14 protein-coding genes are annotated in these 24,374 nt (G+C 53.1%); 4 read left to right on the forward strand and 10 right to left on the reverse strand.

Annotated elements, in window-relative coordinates; translation table 11 throughout:
- Positions 1 to 99: 99 nt before the first annotated feature.
- The 3 genes from HMPREF2836_RS05920 to HMPREF2836_RS05930 all read left to right on the forward strand — a co-directional run bounded on the left by HMPREF2836_RS05920 (position 100) and on the right by HMPREF2836_RS05930 (position 5,389).
- On the forward strand, positions 100 to 1,029 hold the full coding sequence (locus HMPREF2836_RS05920) for a hypothetical protein (RefSeq protein WP_070629826.1): 930 nt from the start codon (positions 100 to 102) through the stop codon (positions 1,027 to 1,029).
- A 125-nt stretch (positions 1,030 to 1,154) separates the two neighbouring features.
- Positions 1,155 to 2,144: a restriction endonuclease gene (locus HMPREF2836_RS05925; protein ID WP_070629827.1), complete on the forward strand. Its 990-nt coding sequence runs from the start codon at positions 1,155 to 1,157 to the stop codon at positions 2,142 to 2,144.
- 338 nt (positions 2,145 to 2,482) lie between these two features.
- Positions 2,483 to 5,389, forward strand: a complete 2,907-nt coding sequence (locus HMPREF2836_RS05930; RefSeq protein ID WP_070629828.1) for an FAD-binding and (Fe-S)-binding domain-containing protein — start codon at positions 2,483 to 2,485, stop codon at positions 5,387 to 5,389.
- A gap of 88 nt (positions 5,390 to 5,477) precedes the next feature.
- On the opposite strand, the gene HMPREF2836_RS05935 is transcribed toward HMPREF2836_RS05930, so the two are convergent.
- From HMPREF2836_RS05935 to HMPREF2836_RS05975, 9 genes are all read right to left on the reverse strand, one after another.
- Positions 5,478 to 7,595, reverse strand: coding sequence for an RNA-directed DNA polymerase (locus HMPREF2836_RS05935; protein ID WP_070629829.1), 2,118 nt, complete (start codon positions 7,593 to 7,595; stop codon positions 5,478 to 5,480).
- A 460-nt stretch (positions 7,596 to 8,055) separates the two neighbouring features.
- Positions 8,056 to 8,328, reverse strand: a complete 273-nt coding sequence (locus HMPREF2836_RS05940) for an aminotransferase (RefSeq protein WP_070629830.1) — start codon at positions 8,326 to 8,328, stop codon at positions 8,056 to 8,058.
- Positions 8,329 to 9,383: 1,055 nt separating this feature from the next.
- Positions 9,384 to 11,054, reverse strand: coding sequence for a UvrD-helicase domain-containing protein (locus HMPREF2836_RS05945; protein WP_141752116.1), 1,671 nt, complete (start codon positions 11,052 to 11,054; stop codon positions 9,384 to 9,386).
- The gene (locus HMPREF2836_RS05950) at positions 11,036 to 13,117 is read right to left on the reverse strand and encodes an ATP-dependent nuclease (RefSeq protein ID WP_070629832.1); all 2,082 of its coding nucleotides are present in this window, start codon (positions 13,115 to 13,117) and stop codon (positions 11,036 to 11,038) included. Before HMPREF2836_RS05950 ends, HMPREF2836_RS05945 begins: the two co-directional genes overlap by 19 nt.
- 374 nt (positions 13,118 to 13,491) lie before the next feature.
- Positions 13,492 to 15,525 carry a threonine--tRNA ligase gene (thrS, locus tag HMPREF2836_RS05955; RefSeq protein ID WP_005508791.1) on the reverse strand — a complete coding sequence of 678 codons (2,034 nt, stop codon included), beginning with the start codon at positions 15,523 to 15,525 and terminating at the stop codon, positions 13,492 to 13,494.
- A gap of 132 nt (positions 15,526 to 15,657) precedes the next feature.
- Positions 15,658 to 16,086 carry an ArsR/SmtB family transcription factor gene (locus tag HMPREF2836_RS05960; RefSeq protein ID WP_070629833.1) on the reverse strand — a complete coding sequence of 143 codons (429 nt, stop codon included), beginning with the start codon at positions 16,084 to 16,086 and terminating at the stop codon, positions 15,658 to 15,660.
- A gap of 116 nt (positions 16,087 to 16,202) precedes the next feature.
- Positions 16,203 to 18,917, reverse strand: a complete 2,715-nt coding sequence (locus tag HMPREF2836_RS05965; protein WP_070629834.1) for a Rib/alpha-like domain-containing protein — start codon at positions 18,915 to 18,917, stop codon at positions 16,203 to 16,205.
- A gap of 870 nt (positions 18,918 to 19,787) precedes the next feature.
- A complete protein-coding gene (locus HMPREF2836_RS05970) occupies positions 19,788 to 20,678 on the reverse strand; it encodes a fumarylacetoacetate hydrolase family protein (protein ID WP_070629835.1) in 891 nt (296 codons plus the stop codon).
- Positions 20,679 to 20,747: 69 nt separating this feature from the next.
- Positions 20,748 to 21,446 carry a lipoate--protein ligase family protein gene (locus tag HMPREF2836_RS05975; protein ID WP_070629836.1) on the reverse strand — a complete coding sequence of 233 codons (699 nt, stop codon included), beginning with the start codon at positions 21,444 to 21,446 and terminating at the stop codon, positions 20,748 to 20,750.
- A gap of 142 nt (positions 21,447 to 21,588) precedes the next feature.
- Here HMPREF2836_RS05975 and HMPREF2836_RS05980 point away from each other — a divergent pair, with 142 nt between their 5' ends.
- A complete protein-coding gene (locus HMPREF2836_RS05980; RefSeq protein WP_070629862.1) occupies positions 21,589 to 23,070 on the forward strand; it encodes a glycoside hydrolase family 1 protein in 1,482 nt (493 codons plus the stop codon).
- Positions 23,071 to 23,200: 130 nt separating this feature from the next.
- Here HMPREF2836_RS05980 and HMPREF2836_RS05985 read toward each other — a convergent pair whose 3' ends face one another.
- Complete coding sequence (locus HMPREF2836_RS05985) at positions 23,201 to 24,352, reverse strand: GNAT family N-acetyltransferase (protein WP_070629837.1); 1,152 nt, start codon at positions 24,350 to 24,352, stop codon at positions 23,201 to 23,203.
- Positions 24,353 to 24,374 lie beyond the last annotated feature (22 nt).

The raw sequence follows: 24,374 nt of genomic DNA on the forward strand, positions 1-24,374 counted from the left end.
TTAACCTGACACAATATGTGGTGTACCCATCACCTCGGTTGCGCTATCCAGCTGTATTACTGCCCCGTAGCGTTGCCGCCCCGCACATCGGAGTGCCTTATGCCTTCACACACCACCTCTTTCTTCTTCCGCCTGCCGAACTCCCGTCAACTGAGCTTCCGCCGGCTGGGCACGAGCCTCTGCTTCTCCGGTGCGCTCGCCGCCACCCTGGGTGGGTGCGCCACTCTGAGTTCCTCCCCTTCTGCTTCTGCGGAGGCTTCGTCTACGCCGACTGTGGCGAGTCACGCGACGGCGCCGGTGCTTCAGGATTCTGAGGGTTTCCGCCTGTTTACGGGTCGCGGCCCCGTTGAGGAGGCGGTTTTTGAGGGCCCGGCGGCGCCCGCCTCCTATTCGTATGTGGAGTTTGAGCGTCGCGGGGAGCCGGAGGGCACGATGAAGGTTTCAGTCTCTGACGGTTCGGGTACTCAGGTTGAGGTGGTTGCTGGCGGTTCGGGTGAGGCTGCGGGCGTGTGGGTTCGTAATACGGCGAGCGCGTCTGCGCCGAGCCCTTCTAGTTCCGGTCTTTCTAGTACCGGCTCTTCTGGTTCCGCGAAGTCTGCCGGTGCGGTGAGTGTGCCGTATAGTTCGGCGCGTGTGACGGCGTCGACCTCGCAGCTGACTGATGATGCTGAGTGGATGGTGTCGGTTCGTGCAGCAGGTGTTGATTCTTCCGGTGAGTTTGTGGCGCCTGATGGCGTGCCGCTGACGAGTCAGAGCGCTGAGGTGGGCGAGATTCAGATGCAGGGCAGCCGCGGTTTTGTGCACGATACGGGCGGCGGTTCGGTTGCGGTGGAGAACCGTTCGGATGCGAAGATGACGGTGTATTGTGCGGGTGTGGATCGTAAGGAGCGTAGTGTGCCTGCGGGTGGCCGCGTGTTTGTGGAGGATTTGGGGGTGCGTGCTTCGGCGGGTTCTCCCCTGTTTTGTGGTGTGGTGACTTCTGATAGTACTGCTAGCTGGAATGTTACGGCCCTCGGCGGCCGCGCCTAACAGTTCGACGTAGTACCAATAAATCCTACACAAGGGAAAACAGGTTCTCCCTACAACGATTATCTTTTGTAACAGAGGTATATTAAGAACGGACTACCCGCCGTTATCGATCAATGGAGATACCTATGACCGCTCAGTCACCCAACCATATTCAGGTTGTAGTGCCCAAGTTCTACGAGTTCATTCCGGCTATTCTGAACTACCTGGCCGACGGCCGCGAACGCAGTAATAAGGAAATCTATGCCGCCGTTGCCAAACGTTCCGCGCTCTCTCCTGACCAGATGAAAGAGCTCATGTCGAACGGTCGACGCCTCGTGTACGTGGACCGCATTAGCTGGGGTCTCACCTACCTCAAGCAGTGGGGGGCCGTCGAATCGCCGGGCCGCGGCCGTCAGAAGATTTCAGACGAGGGCAAGAAGCTTACCGCTCAGTATCCTCAAGGTCTCCCTTCTGAGATTGTCGCGGAGATTGTTCGCAGCGTTAAGTCGAATTCCGCCTCGGAAACCCCGACTCAGCTGTCTAAGAGCGGCGCGAAGAATATCGCACCTAATGTAGCCCACAGCGCATCCGAACCGACGAACGTAGATGAGAACACTCCCCAAGAGCTCATTGATGAGAGTATTGCTCAGCTGGAGTCCGCGCTCGTGCACGATATTTTGGAGCGCGTACGTTCCATCTCTCCTAATGCTTTTGAACAACTGGTGATAGATGTTCTGCTAGCTATGGGATACGGCGGTGCCGAAGAGCGTGGTATTGTCACTCAGGCATCCCGCGATGGCGGTATCGATGGAGTTATCGACCAAGACGCACTAGGCCTGTCAAAGATTTACGTTCAGGCCAAGCGATACGGTGAAAAGAACACCGTAGGCCGACCGGCTATCCAGGAGTTTGTCGGTGCGGTACATGCAGAGGGCACACAGGGTGTTTTCATCACCTCGAGCTCTTTCACCACCGATGCTCGAGATTTCGCCAAGAAGCTCAGCGGCAGCACCTCAGTGGTCCTGGTGGATGGTGATCAGCTGGCCCGTCTTATGGTGAAGTATGGTATCGGTGTGCAGGTGGAACGAACCTACACCATCAAGAGGATTGACGAGGACTTCTTCGACGAAGCCTAAACGTTACACAAGCGTGGGGTGGAAAGCCTGTAGCTTTCTGCCCCACGTTTTCTTTTGGGTTAGCCGCTGGAATGTTACGGCCCTTGGCGGCCGCGCCTAAGAGCAGCCGCGGCGTTCAGAGTGTGGTGGGTGCGCCTCCGTAAGGCCCGGGCGTATTCCCCCGGAAAACCAGCAAATACGCGGCAAAAACGCGCATCAGCACGGTGTATAACCCACCCCCTTTATGGTGACAAGTAGTCGCCAAGCTTAGCCATAGCTAACAGGAAAAGACGGTGTTCAAGAGCAGATACTGGGATAAGGACAGCATTCACACCCTTCACCAGTAAGGAAGCAAGATCATGACCGTCGTGTCAAACACGTCCGAAGCACTCAAGTCCCCCTACGAGAACACCCTCAAGCGTCTACTCTCCGATGCGCGCGCAGAAGCCGTCGAATCCAGCGTCTCTGAACTGGAGCGCCTGGCAATCTCCCACGACGCATCCCACTACCTGCTCGTGCCCGCCGGCCTCATCCGCCCCGACTCCGCCGAAGACGTCGCCAACATCTTCCGCGCAGCCGGCGACCTCGGCCTGCCGCTGACCTTCCGCTCCGGCGGCACCTCCCTCTCCGGTCAGTCCAGCGGCGACGGCCTCATGATCGACACCCGCCGCCACTTCAAGAAAATTGAAGTCCTTGAAGACGGCAAGAAGGTTCGCGTGCAGCCCGGCGCGACCATCATGATGGTCAACAACTACCTGGCACCCTACGGCTACAAGCTCGGCCCCGACCCGGCATCCTGGTCCGCATGCACCGTCGGTGGTGTGGTTGCGAACAACTCCTCCGGTATGTCGTCGGGCACCAAGTACAACACGTACAACACCCTGGACTCCATGGTGTTCGTACTACCCAGCGGCACCATCATTGACACCGCCGAACCGGACGCTGACCAGAAGCTGCGCTCCCTCGAACCTGAACTTCACGAGGGCCTGCTACGCCTGCGTAAGCGCGTCACCGAGAACCCCGAATCCATGGCGAAGATTCGCCAGCAGTACTCCATGAAGAACACCATGGGTTACGGCCTGAACTCCCTGGTCGACTTTGAAACCCCCGTGGACATTCTGCAGCACCTGCTGATTGGTTCGGAAGGTACCCTCGGCTTCGTTGCTTCGGCAACCTACCGCACCCGCCCGATTCTGAAGAACATTTCCACCGGCCTGCTCGTGTTCAACAACCTGATTGATGCGGCGCGCTCCGTGCCCGAGCTGGTTGCTAACAAGCTGGCGACCGTGGAGCTGATGGACGCCACCAGTATTCGTGTGGGCCAGCGTACCGGCCAGGCTGCGGAGGCGCTCGCCGCCATTGACGTGAAGGACCACGCCGCTCTGCTGGTTGAGTTCCAGGGCAACTCTGAGCAGGAGCTGAACGACCTGGCTGCCGCTGCGGCACCCATGTTTAAGAACCTGCCCGTGGCTTCGCCGGTGTCGATGACCAGCAAGCTGTCTGAACGTAACGCACTGTGGGCTGCCCGCCGTGGCCTGTACACCACCGTTGCGGGTAACCGCCGTTCCGGCACTAACGCACTGCTTGAAGACGTGGTCGTGCCCGTCGAGGTTCTGGGTAACACCTGTAGCGACCTGACCAAGCTGTTCGACTCGCACGGCTACCAGGACTCCGTGATTTTCGGCCACGCGAAGGACGGTAACATCCACTTCATGCTGAACGAGCAGTTCCGCGACCCGAAGCAGTTGGACCGCTACCGCGACTTCACTGAAGAAATGGTTCAGCTGATTCTCGGTAACGAAGGCTCGCTGAAGGCTGAGCACGGTACCGGCCGTATCATGGCTCCGTTTGTGAGCCGCCAGTTCGGTGAGGAACTCTTCGACGTGATGCGCCAGATCAAGCGCCTCATTGACCCGAAGGGCTTCATGAACCCGGGCGTTCTGCTGGTTGAGCCGGGCACCGACTACGTGACCGATCTGAAGGTCGCTGAGACCGTTGAGGAAGAAGTCGACCGTTGTGTGGAGTGCGGCTACTGTGAGCCGGTCTGTCCCTCCCGTAACCTGACTTTGACCCCCCGTAAGCGTATTGTGCTGCGCCGTGAGATTGCTGCCGCTGAGGCGAACGGCGACCACGAACTCGCTGAGCGCCTGCGTAAGGAGTACGAGTACTACGGCATTGAGACCTGTGCTGTGGACGGCATGTGCCAGACCCGTTGCCCCGTGAACATCAACACCGGTGACCTGATTCGCCGCCTGCGTTCTGAGAACCAGGACAAGCTGGCCGCTACCGGCTGGAAGATCGCCGCACAGCAGTGGGGCATCATGGATAAGGTCGCCGGTAAGTCGCTGACCGTGGCGAAGAAGCTGCCGTTCCCCGTGGTGCACGGCACCACCAACATTGCCCGCAAGGTCATGGGCGACGACATGGTTCCTTCCTACAAGAAGGACCTGCCGGTCGGTGGCCCGGCACGTAAGCCGCACAAGGACGCAACCGCTGAGATTGTGTTCTTCCCCGCCTGCGTGAACTCCATGTTCGGCGGCGTGGACGGCGACGGCAAGCACGACCCGGTCAACGCAACTCAGGCGTTCATTCGCCTGTGTGAGCGTGCGGGCGTGAAGTACCGCATCCCGGACAATATTGGTGAGATGTGCTGCTCCACCCCGTGGAAGTCGAAGGGTTTCACCGACGGCTACTCGATTATGAGCGACCGTGTGCTGAAGTCCCTGTGGGAGGCTACCGACGGTGGCCGCCTGCCGGTCGTGTGTGACGCTTCGTCCTGTACTGAGGGCCTTGAGGTGATGCGCGAGAAGGTTATTAAGGCACTTGAGCACAAGATCGTGAACGGCCTGAAGCCGGGTGAACCGGACTTCTCGCGTCTGCGCATGTACGATGCGGTGCAGTTCGCTGCGGACAACATGCTGGATAAGCTGACTGTGTCTGCTCCCCTGCCGTCGGTTGCGCTGCACCCGACCTGTTCGATGACTCACCTGGGTACTCAGCCTGCGTTTGAGAAGATTGCGAACGCGATGAGTGACGACGTGTACGTGCCGAAGCACTGGGGTTGCTGTGGTTATGCGGGTGACCGCGGTATGCTGCACCCGGAGCTGACGGCGAGCGCTACGGAGGCGGAGGCTGCGGAGCTGAGCGAGCAGAAGCAGTTCGCCGCATACATTTCGGCTAACCGCACCTGTGAGCAGGGCATGACCGAGGCGACCGGCCACACCTACCAGAACGTGCTGCAGCTGCTGGAACGCACCACCCGCTAAAATGCTGAGCGCATAGCAACGGCGTAAAGAAGGGACCCGGCGGGCTATCGTATGTGATAGCCCGCCGGGTTCCTTAGTGTATATAGGGCTACGGCAAGATATTTAGAAAATCAGGCAATATACAACATTGCATTAATGGATATATAAACTCTCCACCACCATCATCTATTATTTTCACACCACAATCTAGCATTGCTTTATAAAATTTATTAACATCAGACAAATTTGATAAATTCCTAAATGTAAAATGCTTTCCTAAATCTACTATAGCTTTATCAATCACCACATTCTTAATGGATTTTTCAAAATAGGAATACACACTCCCCTTGCATGCCTGACCTTGATTATTTCCAGCATGATACATGAAATATAAATAATACCTATACATCCATAGCTGATCCGAAAACTCATTACCACACTCGCATGGATTCATATACCAAGAATCTGGATCTAAATCTTCCTTTTTTGAACATACAGGATAGTGCGCATCCCACAACGCCTTAGCCATCACTTCCGCAATCCCATCATAATTTTCATTCTTTCGATAGTAAATAATAGTGGCAAGAATCATATTGATATCATCTATTTGTGATTGAATCACGGAATGACAGATATCATTTACTGAATTCAAGTCCATCTTCTTATCATAATTAAATATAATCACCATAAGAAGATAGGAATATATTTCCTGATTTGAACCTAAATCTATGCACTCTTCAATCTTACCTTTCAAAGTATCCTTAATGCGACCAAAATATTTCTCGGCTGCATTTTCAACTTTATTTAATATTGAGTATTTTTCCCAAACCATCTTTTCAAAACCTATCTCATGCACAAGAATTTGAGAAAAATCAATAATTTTTTGCGTTATGGTTGAGTCCATGAAGGATAAATCTAATATCCTTTCAAATAGACTCATACCCGTCAGATAGTGAGGTTCAAAAAATATATCAATCAAGCATTCTCTATAATCATCCCCAAGAGCTTTCATTATAGGCTGCAGATGATACGAGTTACCTATCTGAAGAGGTCTTATGGAATTTGCAAGAACTGCAGGTATACATTTTAGGCTACCCCTATTTCCTCGCCCTTCTTCCGATACACAATAATCAATAAATTGTGAAATCTTATCCTTAACCCTCCTTTTCCCAAGATTTTTTATACTATCATCTGCTTCTTTCGGCATCTCAGGAAGAGTGTCAAAAAAAGTAAATATAGTATCTTTATTTTTATTCTCCTCAAATGGGAAGGATTCAACCTTTGTTTTCGAATCATTCAAAGACAGGGAATACTCTCTAATTTTTTCATTAAGAGACTTTTTGAAGCCTATTAGCTCCGTATCGGTATTGAAAGCAAAGACTATATCGTCAACAAATCGCGAAAATGAATACCCATTATTATTTATATCAAGCAGCATTTCATCAAACTTACACATATACACTTCAGCTATAATTCTTGTGATTAGGTTACCTGTCGGCAATCCATGCGTTTCTCCGCTTTGCGAGTTTTGAATTAATTTATCTAGTGATTTCCCAAATTTATAGTCTTTCCATTTTCTTACACGAATATTTCGCTTTGAATTGTCTTTCCCATCCAGCATCCACTCAATACTATGGGTATAAATAGAATGATAAAAATTTTGGACGTCCGTTATATATCTTTTATTCTTCCCAAACAGAAGAGTGTTTCTTAACTCCTGAGTGACAGCAAAGTTAAATACTTCACTGCTAAAAAACTTTGACATTGAATTTTTATTCTGTAGGAATATATTTGAAATCGTATCCTTTTCCTGTTCCATATAATACGCAAGGTTTCCATATGAAAAAAGGTTAATAAGTTTATATTCACGCCGTGTGTGCAGATTCTTCGGAATAGTGAAAGACATCGGAGTCGTCCATTCCTTCCGAATCTTTACCTTTCCACATTCTTCAGAAAAATAAAATTGCTTCCACTTATCTCCATTGTTGAGCCAATTATAAAATTCAGATAGATTAAATATTCCTTCATAGAACTGGTCATTACTTATATACTGTTCTTCTTTATAATTACCAGACCGGTCAATAAACTTGTTTGCCAGTGAATCAAAATAACCATATTTAATTAAACTTTCAGCACTTAATATTTTTGAATAATGCCTTTTTAGTTCTTTTTGGTACACTTCAGGAAAGATAGATATCACTGACTGCGGCTCATTGCATGAACTCATTAAATTCCTCCTTGGCAAAAAATGATAACTATAAATATCATCATGATGTTTATAGTGTTTCAGACGTCCTTATCCGAATCGTACAGTTACCGGCACTTACAACGGCAACGAATGTAAGTACCATCATTCACATTAGCACGAAGACACCCACCCGGACTAGGAAAAACTAGCCCAAGACACAGCTTTCCACGCCCTCACTCCCCTACCCTCGCCTCCTCAAGGTGCACAAAGAAACCACCCCCTCCGCAGGGGGTCTATATATGGGCTCGGTGCCAGTTCGCCAGCTTAGCTGGCCACAGTCAACTGCAGTCAGCCCGCACCGGTCGCACCTACCAGAACGTGCTACAGCTGCTGGAACGCACCACCCGCTAAAGGGCTGAGCGCCTAGCGGTATAAAGAAGGGACCCGGCGGGCTATCTGATGGATAGTCCGCCGGGTCCCTCTTTAAGGATTATTCAGCCTAATTGCTCTCACTGTTGAAGATGCGAGCATGAAGCTCCCCGTCAGCTTCAGTCACGATAATGACCGGACTGCCGCCCGCAACCTTGCATGCACGGTCGAGTACGTCAGCCTCATCTTCACCGGGAGCCACAGGGACCACCACCTGACACTCCCCTCCCGCCTTCTGCGCAGCGAGCGCAACAAGCGCCCTGTGTTCCGGGTTTCGGCGAGCAGATAGGTTGAAACGACCCGCAATACGAGCCCGCTCCTTCATCACCTCGGCGCTTGCCATACCTTCGCCCCTTTCAAAATGCACTTCAACAGCAAAGTCTACTACTTCTTCGTAAACAAACTTTGCTTCCCGAAAAACCCGGCGGGCTATCTGATGGATAGCCCGCCGGGTCCCTTTTGTCAGTTGTAGCACCTATTTTCGACTATTAAATAGTCCAATAATCAATACTGCTATCGAGATGCCGTAGAGAATTCCAAGCACTAGGTCGCTGACATTTGACACTACGTTCAAGATAATTGCCAGGATCAAGAACAGCATCCCAACAGGAACATACTTATTCGACTTCATACACTCGTGCTCCCTCAATAATCAACAGCGATACATCATTTTCAGGACCATCCAGCTACCCATTTTCTGAATGACTATGGACGTTCGCCTTACTACCACGCTAGCACTCTGGAACTAAAAACTAGCCCGCGACACAACTTTCTGCACCCAACCACGCTCCCCCACCCGCGCCTCCTCAAAGCACATAGAAACCACCCCCTCCGCAGCTTGTCGCCGTAAAGGGGGTGGTTTTCTATATAGCTAGGTTAGAAGCCTAAACCCTTACTACTCAGCAGCCTCAGTGCTGGGCTTGGGGTCTTCGTTCACGCGGTTGCGGATATCTCATAACCTGAGAAATTGGTTTTCAATGTCAAAATATGAGGTAACGGGAGGATGTGCCCAGATCTCAACGCAACGTGGATACCGGCAGTTTAATTTCTCACTGAATGTGAGGCATTTTTCACTATAGCCTTCATTCTTTCACATATTCTATGAACTCTACCCTGAGTCCAGGAAATACCTATAACAGCTAATCAAGCAACGGAAAACTGGTCTTGAAGCCAGGAAAAAGGTAGGCTACGAGAAAGCTACAAGTATTTTGGCAGAACCGTTAAATCTCATCACATCATTCATTGGATGCAATCTTATAGCACTGTGAATACTTTCGGGTATAAACCCTCTCTCTGTCTAACCCATATAAAAAGACTCAGTGGATACTAATTCCGTAGCAGTACCCACCGAGCCTTCTCATGTATTTAAAATAAAATCTTTAATATATCTTAATTGTTTTAAAATTTAACAACGTTACTCTTTCCAAAAATGTTACAGGCAGTATTCAATACAGTAGCATCTGGATTCATCATAAAAACAACAAGATTATTACGTGCTCTCGATAAAGAAACATACAATATATTCAAGGATCTGGCATATACACTATCTTTTTTGTTATTAGAGTTATGGGTTAATGCCGATTCCAGATTGTATTGCATCCAATTTCCATTATCTAAAACAACGATGACATCATCATACTCAGCCCCTTTAGTTCCATGCTGTGTAGAAAAAGGAGTCACCTCGTTCCTGTAATTCATCATAGAGCGAACCTCAGAATATTTACAGTCTTTCAGATAACGAAAACCACCATCTCCAGAAACTTTCACTTTTACATGATTATTTTTTATTCCCTCAAGTGCAGAATTTAAGCCAACATTTTTAGGAAAAATGGAGTTATGGGCGACATAATTACCAACATCTTCAATTGTCCCTCCGGTAGATAATATCTTTAGTTTACTCAACACAGTATTCAAATCCCCTTTGAACCTAGGCAAGTTATTTTTATACTTTTCCTGACCTAAAGATATTTTAAATATTCGATACAATTCGCCGTAAGAGTTATTTTCAAAAGCTGAAATAATATTTTCTACATATTCATAGAATTTGCTATATGGATCTTCCCCAGACAAAAGATTATCAGTACTGAAAATCTTATCTTCTTTACTGTAGTCACTATATATTGAATAAAGTGTATTCCAGTCTGCATTCAATGCTATTATCCTTTTTGTCAAAGCCAGGATTTTCAAGTTTTCCCCCCAGCCATTTTTATTTTGTAATATCGACACTAAGTCATTTAAGGCCCTCTTGACATCGTCAGATTCCCTATAGTAAAAAGTTGCACTCCCTGCATCATTAGATACTGCTACTTGCCTAATATCTTGTCTAACATGATTAATAACATCAACAATGCTCTTTGATGACCGATGATTCTCTTTTTTAACAATATGTTCTAGATTTTTCTTATCCGGATCAATGTACCCAACACCAGATTGATATATATTCTGCATCCAATCGCCAAAAAAACCAATAAGAACCTTATCCCCATAATGATGATTAATAATATCAAGGAGAATTTGAACAACATTTTCATTGGTATCTTGATACTCATCAACAAATATTACAGGATACATATCGACTACTACTCTCGACAGTTTTTCATATTTATCAAATAGAATCTTCGAAATAGAAATCACATCATCATGGCTTATTTTACCATCCTCTATTTTTCTATATTCTACGTACTCTATCCTCTTACCAATTAGCCTCTCTTCCAGATTATCTATCCGCCATTTATTTCCAGCCTTATTATTTATCAAAATAAGTGCCTCTTGTAACTCTTTCTGATATTTCCCAATAATAGACCATAGAAACCCATGAATTGTCGAAACATGCACACTGGTGCCAGACGAAATACGATTTTTAATCTCATCAACTGCAACATTCGTATAGGTTATGCAAGCAATCTTTTGACCAGTAGATTTGTACTGTTTGCCATTTTGATCTATGAGATAATTAAGTGATTCTATCAGAGTATATGTTTTGCCGGACCCAGCGCCCGCGTCGAGTATAAAATTCCTCTTATTTTCTATACACTTAACAATATGTTCCATTACTGTTGAGTCAGCCACTCTAAGCCCTCCTTAATATACTTAGGGACGTTCCAATCTTCAAGCATCAATATATCAAAAGCAAAGTCCGTTTTGTCGATGGAATTTGAAATTTCGTACGATACTTTTGCTAATTCTTCTTGGGTATTAATTTCCTTTATTTTTGATTTAATATTAGATTCAAAATTATTTTTCTCTGCAATTATCGTTGACAGATTGGCTTTAATAAATGCTTCCTCAAAACTTCTTCCTGCAGGATATTTTTTGTTCTCAGGGATTTGATAAGCAACCCTAATATTCATAAATACCTTATTCTCAGCTGCAAGCCCCTGCAAGTATTTAACCGTCAGCTTATCTTCACATTTTTTGTTTGGATTGTTCTCCTCGATAAACATTTTGGTAAACAATCTATTTAATGTTGAATTCGTTGTAATTGCACCCTTTAAATCTGTTTTACATTTAGATCTATTTGCGTTAGGATTTCCACTATCAATATCTGTAATAATAAGAGTAGGAACTCCAATAAATTCAAGCATCTCTTTAAATTTGAATGCATGAGCTCCGCCAGCTTCAATAATTGATACATATTCCCTATCAATTTGGGAGTTATCACCCATCTTCTTAAGCATCAACGGCATCAGAAGGCGCTCTGTTGCGCCTTCAATCATAATTACTTTATCAGCAAAGAACATATCACAAGGTCTCAACTGCATATACTTTTCTAGAAATTTTCTGTCAGATACATCTAGGTGCGAGAAACACACACTCATATCTTTAACTTCAGTTTTCAGAGTACCCTCATGCGTATTTACCCTAAAATATCTAATTCCACTAAATCCACTTTCTGCAATTATATGCGAAGAATGAGTTGTAATAACTATCTGAATAGATATATTCTTCAGACCTTTGTCTTCAATAAACTGTGAAACATATTTTATAAATATTTCCTGCATCTGTGGATGTAAATGAGCCTCTGGTTCCTCTATGAAGATTAGATTGGTTCCCGCTACCGGCTCAGAATTTCTGATGTTTTCTAGAAAAAATGATAATTGAAGCACAGTGTAGATAAGCTTCGAGTATCCCAGACCATTGTGGCTTTCCGAAAATTCACTAAATTCATCACTATACATAACTTTAGCATTACCATCCATGAAATTATCAAATCTTATAGAAGATACAACCTTTAGAGTTGGAAGAATATTACTATTGTATCCAAATTTTCCCAAATCACCGATGATTGAACTAAATATATTTTTATATTGTTCATCATGAATCTTAGATATACTATTAATTCCCTGCTCTACACTATTTGTGTCAAAATCATCATTTGAGACTACCGTCTTGTAGTATTTCTGAAAGCTCTTCGATAAACCATGTCCTATATCCTTTGCCGTATCATCAAATTTATTTTGAGCATATATAAAACTGCAGCTTACTGCTTTCTTGACGGCAGAGTATTCAACTTTCTCGTACCCTAGACCGGAATAATTACCCTTCTTATAATAGTCAATTTCCTCACTATCCAGGGCTGCATACTCAAGCCTGAATAGACTATTACTCCTTCGCTGAAGAAATTTAAATATATCACAATCAAGGCTACCGTTTATATTATCACCGCTGTTTCTACTGGAAATATAATCAATATATTCATTGAATATTTTATCTTGCCTATCAATGAATACCCTACACGCTAAATGCGCATAATTATTATCTTTATCTAAGGTTCTAATCAAGTCCGCCAGAGGAAGTGAACTATCTCCATCATCATATGAGAACTTAATTTGCAAACTTATCTCGGGGAGAGACTTTAGAAACTCTTCCTTGTACTGCTCTTTCCCATTTGTATCTTGCTCGATTTTTTCAGCAACTATTTTTAATTTTTTTCTTTGATTGCTAGAAATATCGTCGAGGGTAAAATTGTTTCCCCTGTCTATACTAAGGAACTTATAAAAAATCTCCACAAAAGATGTTTTACCACTATTATTGGGTCCAACAACTATTGTTTCTTTATTATTCCCTTGAAATGAAATGCTGATATCATCAAGTAGTCGATATCCCCTAATTCTTGCAGACTCAATCCGCATGAAAACTCCTTCGTTCTTAGTTTTTAAAACTTTTAACAACGATATATATCTATCTATTTACGGTATAGCTGAATTCCTCCTTGAATTAGTAGATAAAGCATCTAATAGAATTAAGTGCGTACAGAGTGTAAAACCCGCACTCAGACATCCTTATCCGAATCGTACAATTACCGGCGCTTACGAACGGCAACGAACGTTAGCACCATCACTTACACTAACACGAAGACACCCGCCCGGACTAGGGGAAACTCCACCACAACACAGCTTTCTGCCCCCCCTAACCGCCATTGAACATATAAAAACCACCCCCTCCGCAGCTTGTCGCCGCAAAGGGGGTGGTTTCTATATAGCTAGGTTAGAAGCCTAAACCCTTACTACTCAGCAGCCTCAGTGCTGGGCTTGGGGTCTTCGTTCACGCGGTTGCGGATATGCTCCACAATACGTGCCACAGCCTCATCCACGGGCACGCCGTTCTCCTGCTTGTTACCGCGGAAACGGAACGAAACAGCGCCGTGCTCCGCATCCTCACCGCCAGCAATCAGAATGAACGGAACCTTCTCAGTAGACGCAGTACGGATCTTCTTCGTGAAGCGATCCGAACCGTAATCCACCTCAACACGCACACCGTGCGCGCGCAGCTTGTCCGCAATCTCGGTCATGTAGTCGTTGAAAGCCTCAGCAACCGGCACACCAATCACCTGAACCGGTGCCAGCCACGCCGGGAACGCACCCGCATAGTGCTCAGTCAGCACACCCAAGAAGCGCTCAATCGAGCCGAACTTCGCCGAGTGAATCATGACCGGCTCCTGCACGGTGCCGTCCGCAGCCTGGTACTCCAGACCGAAACGGCTCGGCTGGTTAAAGTCGTACTGTACGGTCGACATCTGCCAGGTACGGCCAATAGCATCCTTCGCCTGAACCGAAATCTTCGGGCCGTAGAACGCAGCACCACCCGGATCCGGGACGAGCTCCAGGCCGGTCTCCTTCGCAACCTGCTCCAGAACCGCGGTAGCCGCCTCCCACTGCTCATCAGTACCGATGAACTTATCCTTCTTATCACCCTCAGTGTCGCGGGTCGACAGCTCAAGGTAGAAGTCAGTCATGCCGAAGTCCTCAAGCAGGCTCAGCATGAACTTCAGCAGGTGACGCACCTCGTCCGGTGCCTGTTCCTTCGTCACATACGAGTGGGAGTCATCCTGAGTAATCATGCGCACGCGGGTCAGGCCCTGCAGCACGCCGGACTTCTCGTCACGGTACACGGTGCCGAACTCGAAGAAACGCAGCGGCAGCTCACGGTACGAACGGCCACGAGAACGGTAAATCTCGTTGTGCATCGGGCAGTTCATGGCCTTCAGGCGGTAATGACCGTTATCCAGCTCCATGGGCGGGAACATACCGTCCGCATAGTACGGAAGGTGACCAGAAGTGTAGAACAGGTCTTCCTTCGAAATGTGCGGGGTGCTGACGTACTGGAAACCCTCCTGAATGTGGCGGGTACGCACGTAGTCTTCCATCTCGCGCTTAATCACGCCACCCTTAGGGTGAATCACCGGCAGGCCGGGGCCAATGTTCTTCGGGAAGGAGAACAGGTCCAGCTCACGACCCAGACGGCGGTGGTCACGGCGCTCCGCCTCAGCGATGCGCTCCTTGTACGCCACCAGCTCGTCCTTAGTCGGCCAAGCGGTACCGTAAATACGCTGCAGCATGGGGTTCTTCTCAGAACCGCGCCAGTACGCGCCACCGGCACGCATCAGGGCATAACCGTTAGCGATCAGCTTGGTGTTCGGCAGGTGCGGACCGCGGCAGAGGTCCTTCCAGACGGTCTCGCCGGTCTTCGGGTGCACGTTGTCGTAAATGGTGATTTCACCCTCGCCGACCTCCACGGATGCGCCCTCGGCAGCATCCGCACCAGAACCGGGGCCCTGGGTCAGGGAGAGCAACTCCAGCTTGTACGGCTCGTTCGCCATCTCGGCAACAGCCTCGTCGTGGGTGACCACGCGGCGGCGGAACAGCTGACCGGACTTGATGATCTTAATCATCGACTTCTCGATCTTCTTCAGATCTTCCGGGGTGAACGGCTCAGCCACATCAAAGTCAAAGTAGAAGCCGTCAGTAATGTACGGGCCAATGCCCAGCTTGGCGTCCTTGCGGTACTCCTGCACCGCCTGCGCCATCACGTGCGCAGCGGAGTGGCGCAGAACGTTCAGGCCGTCCGGTTCGTGAATGAAAACCGGCTCAACGGAGTCGCCAGCAGACAGCTCGTGGGAGAGATCAACAAGCACGCCGTTCACGCGTGCCACAACGATCTTCGGGTCATCAGCGAACAGCTCAGCGGCAGTCTTCGCGGTGACCTCGCGCTCCTCACCAGAAACGCTAATAACAATTGCTGAAGAATCAGCGGCAGACATAAGTCTCCTTAACTCAGGCGCAAGCGTGCCACTCGGGGCGCCGCCGGTGCGCATACTATTCCGCACTGTACTGGTGCACGGACACACACTATCTTACAACGGCTCCCAGCCAACGCTCAGCTTGAGGGCAAACTAGTCCGCATGATGCTCACGCGTATGCTCATACACGTCAACCACAATGTGGCTAATATGGTCGTCCTTCAGACGGTAAATGGTGGTGCGGCCCTGCTGCTCACGGTCAATCACGTGCGCCTCACGCAGGATGCGCAGGTGGTGCGAGGCGAGCGGCTGCGAAATGCCCAGGCAGGTGTGCAGTTCGCTCACGCTGTGCGGGCGGTGCATCAGGTGGTGCGCAATCGCCAAGCGTAGCGGGTTAGCGAGCGCAGAGAAAATCGCCACGGACGGGCCGAACTGCTCCTCCCAGTCCTTGGGGCCGCTCCCTTCGAAGAGAGGCGCGTTGGCGGGCGCCTCGTGGGCATGCTCGGCTACGTGCGCTGCTACATGTTCTGCGGGGTGGTTATGGGTGGTTTCGGTCTGGTCTGTGTGCTGGCTCTGAGTCATAGTATTTTCACCTTATGTACAGGAAAGGGGGCACGTCAAGGAAGTTACGCCTGTGCGGCGTGCTTTCTTGACGTGCCCCTCTCCCCTATGTGCACTAATACTGCAGGTGCGTCCGGCTAGCGGTTAGCGACTGCCACCTGCAGGTAACCTTCAGCGGACTTTACGCCCTTGTCAGTCACTGCGCGGTAGCGGACCAGCGGTGCGAAGCCCTGCTTATTCTTAGCAGATACCGCGATGCCCTGGGTGCCGTCGGGCAGGGTCACCACACGGTAGGTGCCGTATTCGTCGCTGTATGCGCTGACGGCCTGGCCGCGCTGGTTGAGCAGCTCGAGCTTCTTCACGGTTTCGCCGCGGCTGTATGCGCCGAAGGATGCTTCGTCGTTGTTCAGGACAGCCACGTTCTGGGTGGTGCCCGAGTACAGGGAGACGGAGTCCTCACGCGCGATGGGGCTGTTCTTATCGACCACGTGAACCTTCAGCGGGATCGAGTACAGCTGCGCGGCGGAGCCCCTCTTCGCCTTCACATCAGACATGCGTGCGGGTGCCTTGCCGGTGCGGTTCACGGTGATGTTCGTGCCGTTGTCGCGGCGCAGATCCCAGGTGGTGCCGGTAACGTCGTGGGTGTTCAGGTCGATCGAGTAGGTGCCGGTCTTGCCGTTGGAGGCAAAGCGGATGCCGGTCTCCGCACTGGAGAACTGGCCGCCAGCAGTGTTGACCTTCTCCTTGTTGACCCAGCGGCTGGGGCGGAAGTTCGGGGTCTGCTGGATTTCCTGGAAGTTGTAGTCGCGCGCGTAACGGTAGTTCGGGGAAACCTTGTGCGACTGGTGAACACTCTGCGCGACTGCGGTCTCGCCGGAGTAGACGGTGGCGTGGTGCTCGGCGGGCTGGTAGAACACGCCGGAGCCGGTGCCGGTCTTACCGTAGGAATCCGAGGGGTACTTGAACTTCACGGCGTCCGAAGCCTGGTTCACTGCCGCGTTCTGAGTCTCGGCGTCGCTGATGCGCACGGCCTTGGGGGTGCGCACGGCGGAGCGGCGCACGGTCACGGGGCGTGCAATCTTGTGTGCGTCAGCGTTCGAGTCGGTAGCCTGGTTGTTGCTCTGCGGCAGAACCTGGGTGCCCTCACGGCGTGCAGTGTTCTCAGCAGACTCGGTGTAGTTCACGGGCATCCACTGCACCTGCTGCCAGGGGAACTGGTTACCGGTAAAGCCACTGGGAACGAAGTTCGCGAACATTGCCGCCAGCTGCGGGTCTTCCTTGTACACGTTCTTACCCTGGCGGGCGTAGGGCGCGTAGGAGCTTGCCGCCTCCAGGTTGAATGCGTTGGTGAAGAGGTTGTGGTCCGTGAGGATGAAGCCGTATTCCTTCATTGCGGTCAGGATCATGCGGGTGAGCTGGTCGTCGGCGTGGCCGGTGTTTGCCAGGTGCTCTTCCACGTCAAAGCTTGCGGGCAGGAAGCCACGCTGACCTGCGCGGGGTGCGTTCGGGTACTTGCTCGCGTCAATCTTGCCGTCGGTACCCTTCGCGGGGAAGGAGGAGACCAGTGCAGCGTAGTCAGCCGCGGTGATGGACACCATGTGGTTAATCTTGCCGGCCTTGAGCTCGTCCACACCAATCTGGGTGAGCTCATTTGCCAGGCCCACCACGGAGGAGGTGCCGTTCTTGAGGGTCAGCCAGTAGTTGTCTTCACCCACGCCGCCAAAGTTCGGCTTAGCGAGCATGTAACCGCCGGAGGACACGTGGTAGGTCGCCGGGTAGTCAACCGCCACGGGAATGTCCACGGTGCCGCGGGTGCCTGCGGGAACCTTGTAGGTAATCTCGCCGGTGGTCTCGTTGATGGACGCGCCGGGCACGTTCTTCGCCAGGCGGAACTTCGCGCCGCGAGCAATCGGGTAGGAGGTGCGGGCGTTGCCGGACTTCACGTCAATGCTGACGGGCGCCTTGATGGTGACGGTCTGGTCTGCGTTGCCGCGGCCAACGTTGTCGTACTGAATCTTGGCGCTCTTGGGGGTGGACGCGTTGCCGCCACCAACCTGCACGCGGGCGGTGCTGGTGTAGGTCTGTGCGTCTGCGTCCTTGACGAACTTGAAGTAGGAGCGCCAGATGCCGGTTGCCTCATCGTAGAGGGCGACGGACTGGTCGCCGGAGAGGCCGTGGTCCTCAGCGAGCCACTTCGGAATCGGGATACCGCCGGTGAGGATGCGCTTGTTCTCTGCGTTGGCGTTGACGCGGCCATCGCGGGAGACGACCTCGACGTACTCCTGGTGCGGGTTCGCGGAGTTCACGGCGAGGGTCGGGATGTTCTCGTGGCCGCCGACGGTCTGGGCGCGGTCCTTCTTCACGGTGCCGGCGTTGATGGCGGTGGTGACGGGGTGGTTGCCCGCATCGCCACTGTATTCGAGGAAGGTGCGGCTAATTTCGCTGCTGTTGGGCGCGACGGCTTCGGTGCCGGTGAGCTTCTGGGCTGCGAAGGAGTCGCTGGCGAGCTTGCCGCTCAGCGGCGAGGTGTTCTCGGTGGTGGTCAGCTGCTCCTTGGTGAGGGAGGAGTTGACGGGTGCGAGAGTGTCGATGGTCTGTGCCTGCTGGTCGGGGTTCCAGTAGCAGGTCGGACCGGGCGCGACGTTGGTGATGTTAGCGAGGGTCGGCACGGTGCGGTAGCCTGCGTCGACGCAGGTGGTACCGGATACGTTACGGGTGGAAGCGGTCGCACCGAAGGTCGCGGGGAGGTTCGCGCCGGTGATGACGGTTGCCAGTGCTGCGGAGGCAGCGATGGTGGCACGGCGGCGGTTTGTCGGGCGCTGTGCCGGGTTTTTGGTTGCAGTTGTGGTCATGTTTTTCTTCCGTTCGTGTCGGCTTGTTTGAGTGAGTGCGTTTGTATGAACAAACACGGACGTGAGTGAAATATGCATCTGAGGGTGTACCCGGGCGGGTTCTGATCTTCTGGCAGGAATTCTCAGGGAACTCTCAGATAATCCCCATACCCTACATAGTCTTTTGGGTGAACGCAAAACGAGTTTGTGATTCAGGGCACTGATTTTTTGCTAAAGGTTCAAGCTTAGACTCATATTTCTTTACACCTGCGTGCATTGATAGATGTTCAGGTTTTCGGAATTTGCACCGCAGTGTTTTAGCGTTACTCCTAGTCAAGCGAGTATAGCTTCAGAAAAACGAAAAATGCGCACGGGAAACTAAACCCTCAACCTCAAAGTTCCCGGAATGACGCGCCAAAACGGTCTGTTGAATTTCTCACACGTGACCACAATTTGGGATTCCGCACCAAAGGTAGATATGGTCTCAGTCACTGAAACAGGGGTTGCCGTAAGCCCAATCGACCGTTTTCGAGTCGCAATCACCACCGGGGAGCACCCCTTGTTTCCCCCCTATAGACCCACAAAACCCACCCAAAACCCTAAAATTTAGGTCAAAGTTTAAAGTTTGCGTGTGTTTAACAGTGTGTAACCATGCATGCACCGCACTCCCCCGCGCAGTACGCCCTTCACTGTACATTCCAAGAATTCCAAACCACCCACCGGGAGTTTTAGAAAAGCATAGAAACACCCCGCATATGCCTTACAAACACATGCGGGGTGCATAAGTATTCATTTTTGGGTGCCTTGCGGTGCACCCAACAGCAGGTGCCGCACCCGCCTCCGTGGGTTCAGGTGGGTTCAATAGCGGTTGCTCACAGAGCTACCAGATAACTACAGCGCGCCCGCCTCCGAGCAGACATTCACCAACTCACCAATGCCCTCAATACGGGTGCGCACCGTCTGACCCGGCTTCAACCACTGACGCGGATGCAGCGACAAACCAACCCCGGCCGGGGTACCCGTCGCCACCAGGTCACCCGGCTCCAGGGTCATAAACCGCGAAATATAGGACAGCAGCTGCGCCGGGGTAAACACCATATCCGCCGTCGTGCCGCGCTGACGCACCACGCCGTCCACCTCACAGACCAGCTCCAGGCCGGCAACCGGGTCAACCTCATCGGGGCTCACAATCACCGGACCGAACGGAGTCATCGCATCCCAGTTCTTACCCTGGAACCACTCCGAGGAACGACCCTGCCAGTCACGCACCGACACATCATTCATGACCGCGTACCCCATCAGAGCCTCAAGCGCCTGCTCCTCCGTGGCATTACGCAGGCGAGCGCCCACGACCAGGCACAGCTCAACCTCCCAGTCGACCTTCGTGCTGCCGGTGCCGTCGGCGGCGGGCATGCGGATCTGCTCGCCGGGGCCAATCAGCGCGTTCGGGAACTTTGCGAACAGCGCCGGATACTCGGGCACCTCAAGGTTCATTTCCGCGGCGTGGTCGCGGTAGTTCAGGCCGGCGCACACAATCTTGCCGGGCTTATCCAGCGGGCGAATAAAGGGTAGGGAGTTCCACAACTCCTCGCCGTGGCCCATGACGGTCGCGCCGTTCTCCTTCAGGATCGCCACGGCGTTCTTCGGGTCGCCAAAGTTCAGGCGGAACCGGCTGTAGAAATTCAGTAGCGGGCTGAGCTTCGCCGGAAGTTCGTACACGGTCTCTTCAAAGAAGCAGACCGCGCGGCTGCCCTTCGAGTCTTTAATCTGCGCCCAACGCATGGATGCTCCTTCGCTTCAGGTGGGGGTAGTTCGGGGTGGGTTAGGGGTAAAAGTCAGAAATAAAACAACCTAGTGAAAACCGTTTTGGGCGTACACCTCAACGATGGCGTCTTCCAGGTCTTCCATGAGCAGGGCAGGGTTTGCGTCCTGCGCCGCGCCAACCGTGGTGGGGTCCAGGTCCATGCCGAGGGCACGGTACACATCCGCGGTGACCGCCCGCAGCGGCGCAGAATCAGAGACCACGATGCCGGTGCTGAACCACCAGCCGCCAGTCACCACACGCTGGGCAGTGCCGACCAGTTTAATGCGGCCACCACCTGCGGAGGCGGGAAGCTGCGCGTGCACCGAATACTCGCCGGGGCAGTACTCCCCCGGGATCTCGCCCATGCGCGCATCCACGCCAACCTCGCGGAGCGCCTGCGCGTACATGGAACCGAACAGTTCGTAGCGTAGGGTGTTGCCGCTGCGGGCGTCGGAGGCGGGCTGAAAATGGTCCACGACCAGGCACCCCTGATGGTAGGCGGCGGCATGCCCGCCGACCTTGCGCACCAGCACCTCGAAACCGTGCTCGGTACACGCCGCGGAGGCCTCCGCGAAGCCGGGGTTCAGTTCGTCACGGCGGCCGAACGCGACCGTCGGGTTCGGCTGATACATGCGCAAGGTGGCTTCGCGCTTGCCGGTTGCCACCTCGCGGAGCATCTGCACCGTCTGGTCGTGGTGAATGAGGATATCGCCGGATTCGGGGCCGGTCTCTCGAATAATCTGCACGTTCCTATTTTACGGTTACGCCCGCCACAGCTCCTACGTCTCCCCACAATGCGAAAACGCCCACCCGGGTAGCTAAAACCTAGTAATCCCCCACCCCCTCCGCTAGGGTAGAAGAAAACCCCAAAACACCTTGGAGGATGCCGTGCATCAGGACCAGCACATCACCGCCCAAACCGCCCCTCTGCCCAACTCCAACCCGGCACTGACCGAGCCGCAGCCGCTCGGCGCGTTCCCCGCCGGCTTCCTCTTCGGAGGCGCCACCGCCGCCAACCAGTTCGAGGGCGCCTGGAACGAAGACGGCAAGGGCCCCAGCCTGCAGGATGTGCTGCCCGCCGGCGGCCTGCATCCGCGCACCGCAGAACCCACCGAGGACAACCTCAAGCTGGAAGGCATCGACTTCTACCACCGCTACCGCGAAGACATCGCCCTGCTCGCGGAGATGGGTTTCAAGGTCTTCCGTTTCTCCATCGCCTGGTCGCGCATCTTCCCCCGCGGCGACGAAGAAACCCCGAACGAGGCGGGCCTCGCCTTCTACGACCGCGTGCTCGACGAGCTCGAAAAGCACGGCATGGAACCGCTCATCACCCTCAGCCACTACGAAACCCCGCTGCACCTGGTCGAACAGTACAACGGCTGGACCAGCCGCGAACTCATCGGCTTCTACGAACGCTACGCCCGCACCGTATTCGCCCGCTACGGCAAGCGCGTGAAGTACTGGCTGACCTTCAACGAAATCAACTCCATGCTGCACCTGCCGTTCATGTCCGGCGGCATTAACACCCCGGCGGATCAGCTCAGCGACGCCGACCTGTACCAGGCGATGCACCACGAGCTGGTCGCCTCCGCCCGCGCCACCGCTGCGGCACGCGAACTGGCACCGGGCGCCCAGGTCGGCTGCATGATTCTTGCCATGCCCACCTACCCGCTCACCCCCGACCCCGCCGACGTACTCGCCGCCATGCAGACGGAGCAGGCAAACTTCGCGTTCGGTGACGTGCACGTGCGCGGCGCATACCCCGGCTACTTCCTGCGTGCCCTGCGTGAGAAGGGCGTGGAGCTGAACATCACCGAGCAGGACCGCAAGGACCTGAAGAACACCGTGGATTTCGTGTCGTTCAGCTACTACATGTCCACCTGCGCAACCGGCGACCCGGCACGAGGCGAACGCGGCGAAGGCAACATCCTCGGCGGCGTGGTGAACCCGACCCTACCTGCCAGCGAATGGGGCTGGCAGATTGACCCGACCGGCCTGCGCGTGGTCCTCAACCAGTATTGGGACCGCTGGCAGAAGCCGCTATTCATCGTGGAGAACGGCCTGGGCGCCCGCGACGAACTGGTCGAGGTGAACGGCGAGCTCACCGTGGAGGATGACTACCGCATCGACTACCTGCGCCAGCATCTGCACGCCGTGCGTGAGGCGATTGAGGACGGCGTGAACGTGCTCGGCTACACCACCTGGGGTTGCATCGACATGATTAGCGCCTCCACCGCGCAGATGTCCAAGCGCTACGGGTTCATCTACGTGGACCGCAACGACGACGGCACCGGCACCCTGGCGCGCTACCGTAAGAAGTCCTTCCACTGGTACCGCGAGGTGATTGCCAGCAACGGCGCGGAGCTGTAACTGGTAAGGCTCTAGAGGCTGTTCCTTATGCGGCAACCCTAGACGCTGAACCCCGCGCGGCTAACACGCGAAACTCAGCAGCAAAAAGCCCCCGAGACTCTGATTCTCGGGGGCCTTGTGCATATAGCGTCTAGTCCATGGGTAGGTCATTCAGGCTGGTGGACACGTACTCCCACCAGGTCGGCACCAACCCGGCATTCATCGCAACCCTCTGCGACAGCATGTGCGACGGGCTCGTACCGTAGAACGGCAGGTACCCTTCCGCCAGGGTCAGGCGTGCGGCATCTCGCACCAGGGCGCTCGCAATGCCGGCACCACGCCAGGCAGGCAGCACATCAATGCCAATCTGGCGCATAATCGGCGAATCGTCACTCAGGCCAACCATAGCGATAGGGTCTACGAGCGCGGCGCTCTCCCCCGCCGCGGGTGCATCAGGTGCCTTAGATGCGTTCTCGTCCACCGGGTATGCGGCGAGCACCAGCACATCCGGGCGGGTCACGCTAAAGCCCAACGCGTTCGAGTAGCGCTTATCCCCGCGGAAGCGCTCAAACTGTTCAGCGTCCAGCAGCTCCACGCGCAGGTGGGTTACGCGTGCCTGCGTGTCCTGCGGGTCAACCTCAAGCGCACCCGCGGAGGCGTTCGCCTCCCTGCGGATGGTGCGCTCGCCCGTGATTTCGGCAAGCAACGCAGCCTTTAGCTCGGCGGGGTCAACGCGGCGCATCATACCTACACCGGGCACGGCACACTTGACCTCCTGCGCCTGCACGCCCTCGGGTACGACCGAGTTCAGCAGGGCGCGGCCGGGCGTGTAGTAGATGCTCGTGCCGCTGACCTGCTGGGTGTAGGGGGTGAGCAGTTCGTTGAGTTGGCGCAGCTGCGCGTAGTCGCCGAGCCAGTTCGACTGGTCGCCGAGCATGTAGTCGATGGCCTTGTCCAGCACGCGCGGATGTTTGGCGCAGAGAATGCCGACGCTCGCGTAGTTGGCGACGCGCAACTCCCAAATGTCGTCGTTGCGGCGGCGTGCGGCACCCATCTTCTCGGAGGGCGGCTGCACGGTGGCGAGTAGCGGCAGGCTCTCGGCTTCCGGGTAGTCGCGTAGCTCTTCGAGGGCGCGGCTAATCGAGCCGGGTGCCTGGCAGAAGTCCGACTCCAGCTGGGTGTGCAGGATGTGCCGCGCACGGTCCGCGGTGGTCACAGCGCCACGGTTCACGGCACCACGGTTCACAGCGCCACGGGTTGCCTGAGCTCCCCGCGTGGGTTCGGTTCCTTGAGTATCAGTCACGTAGGTTTCCTCTAGGGCAAAT

The organism is Rothia sp. HMSC065C12 (assembly GCF_001812085.1).
Lineage (GTDB): Bacteria > Actinomycetota > Actinomycetes > Actinomycetales > Micrococcaceae > Rothia > Rothia mucilaginosa.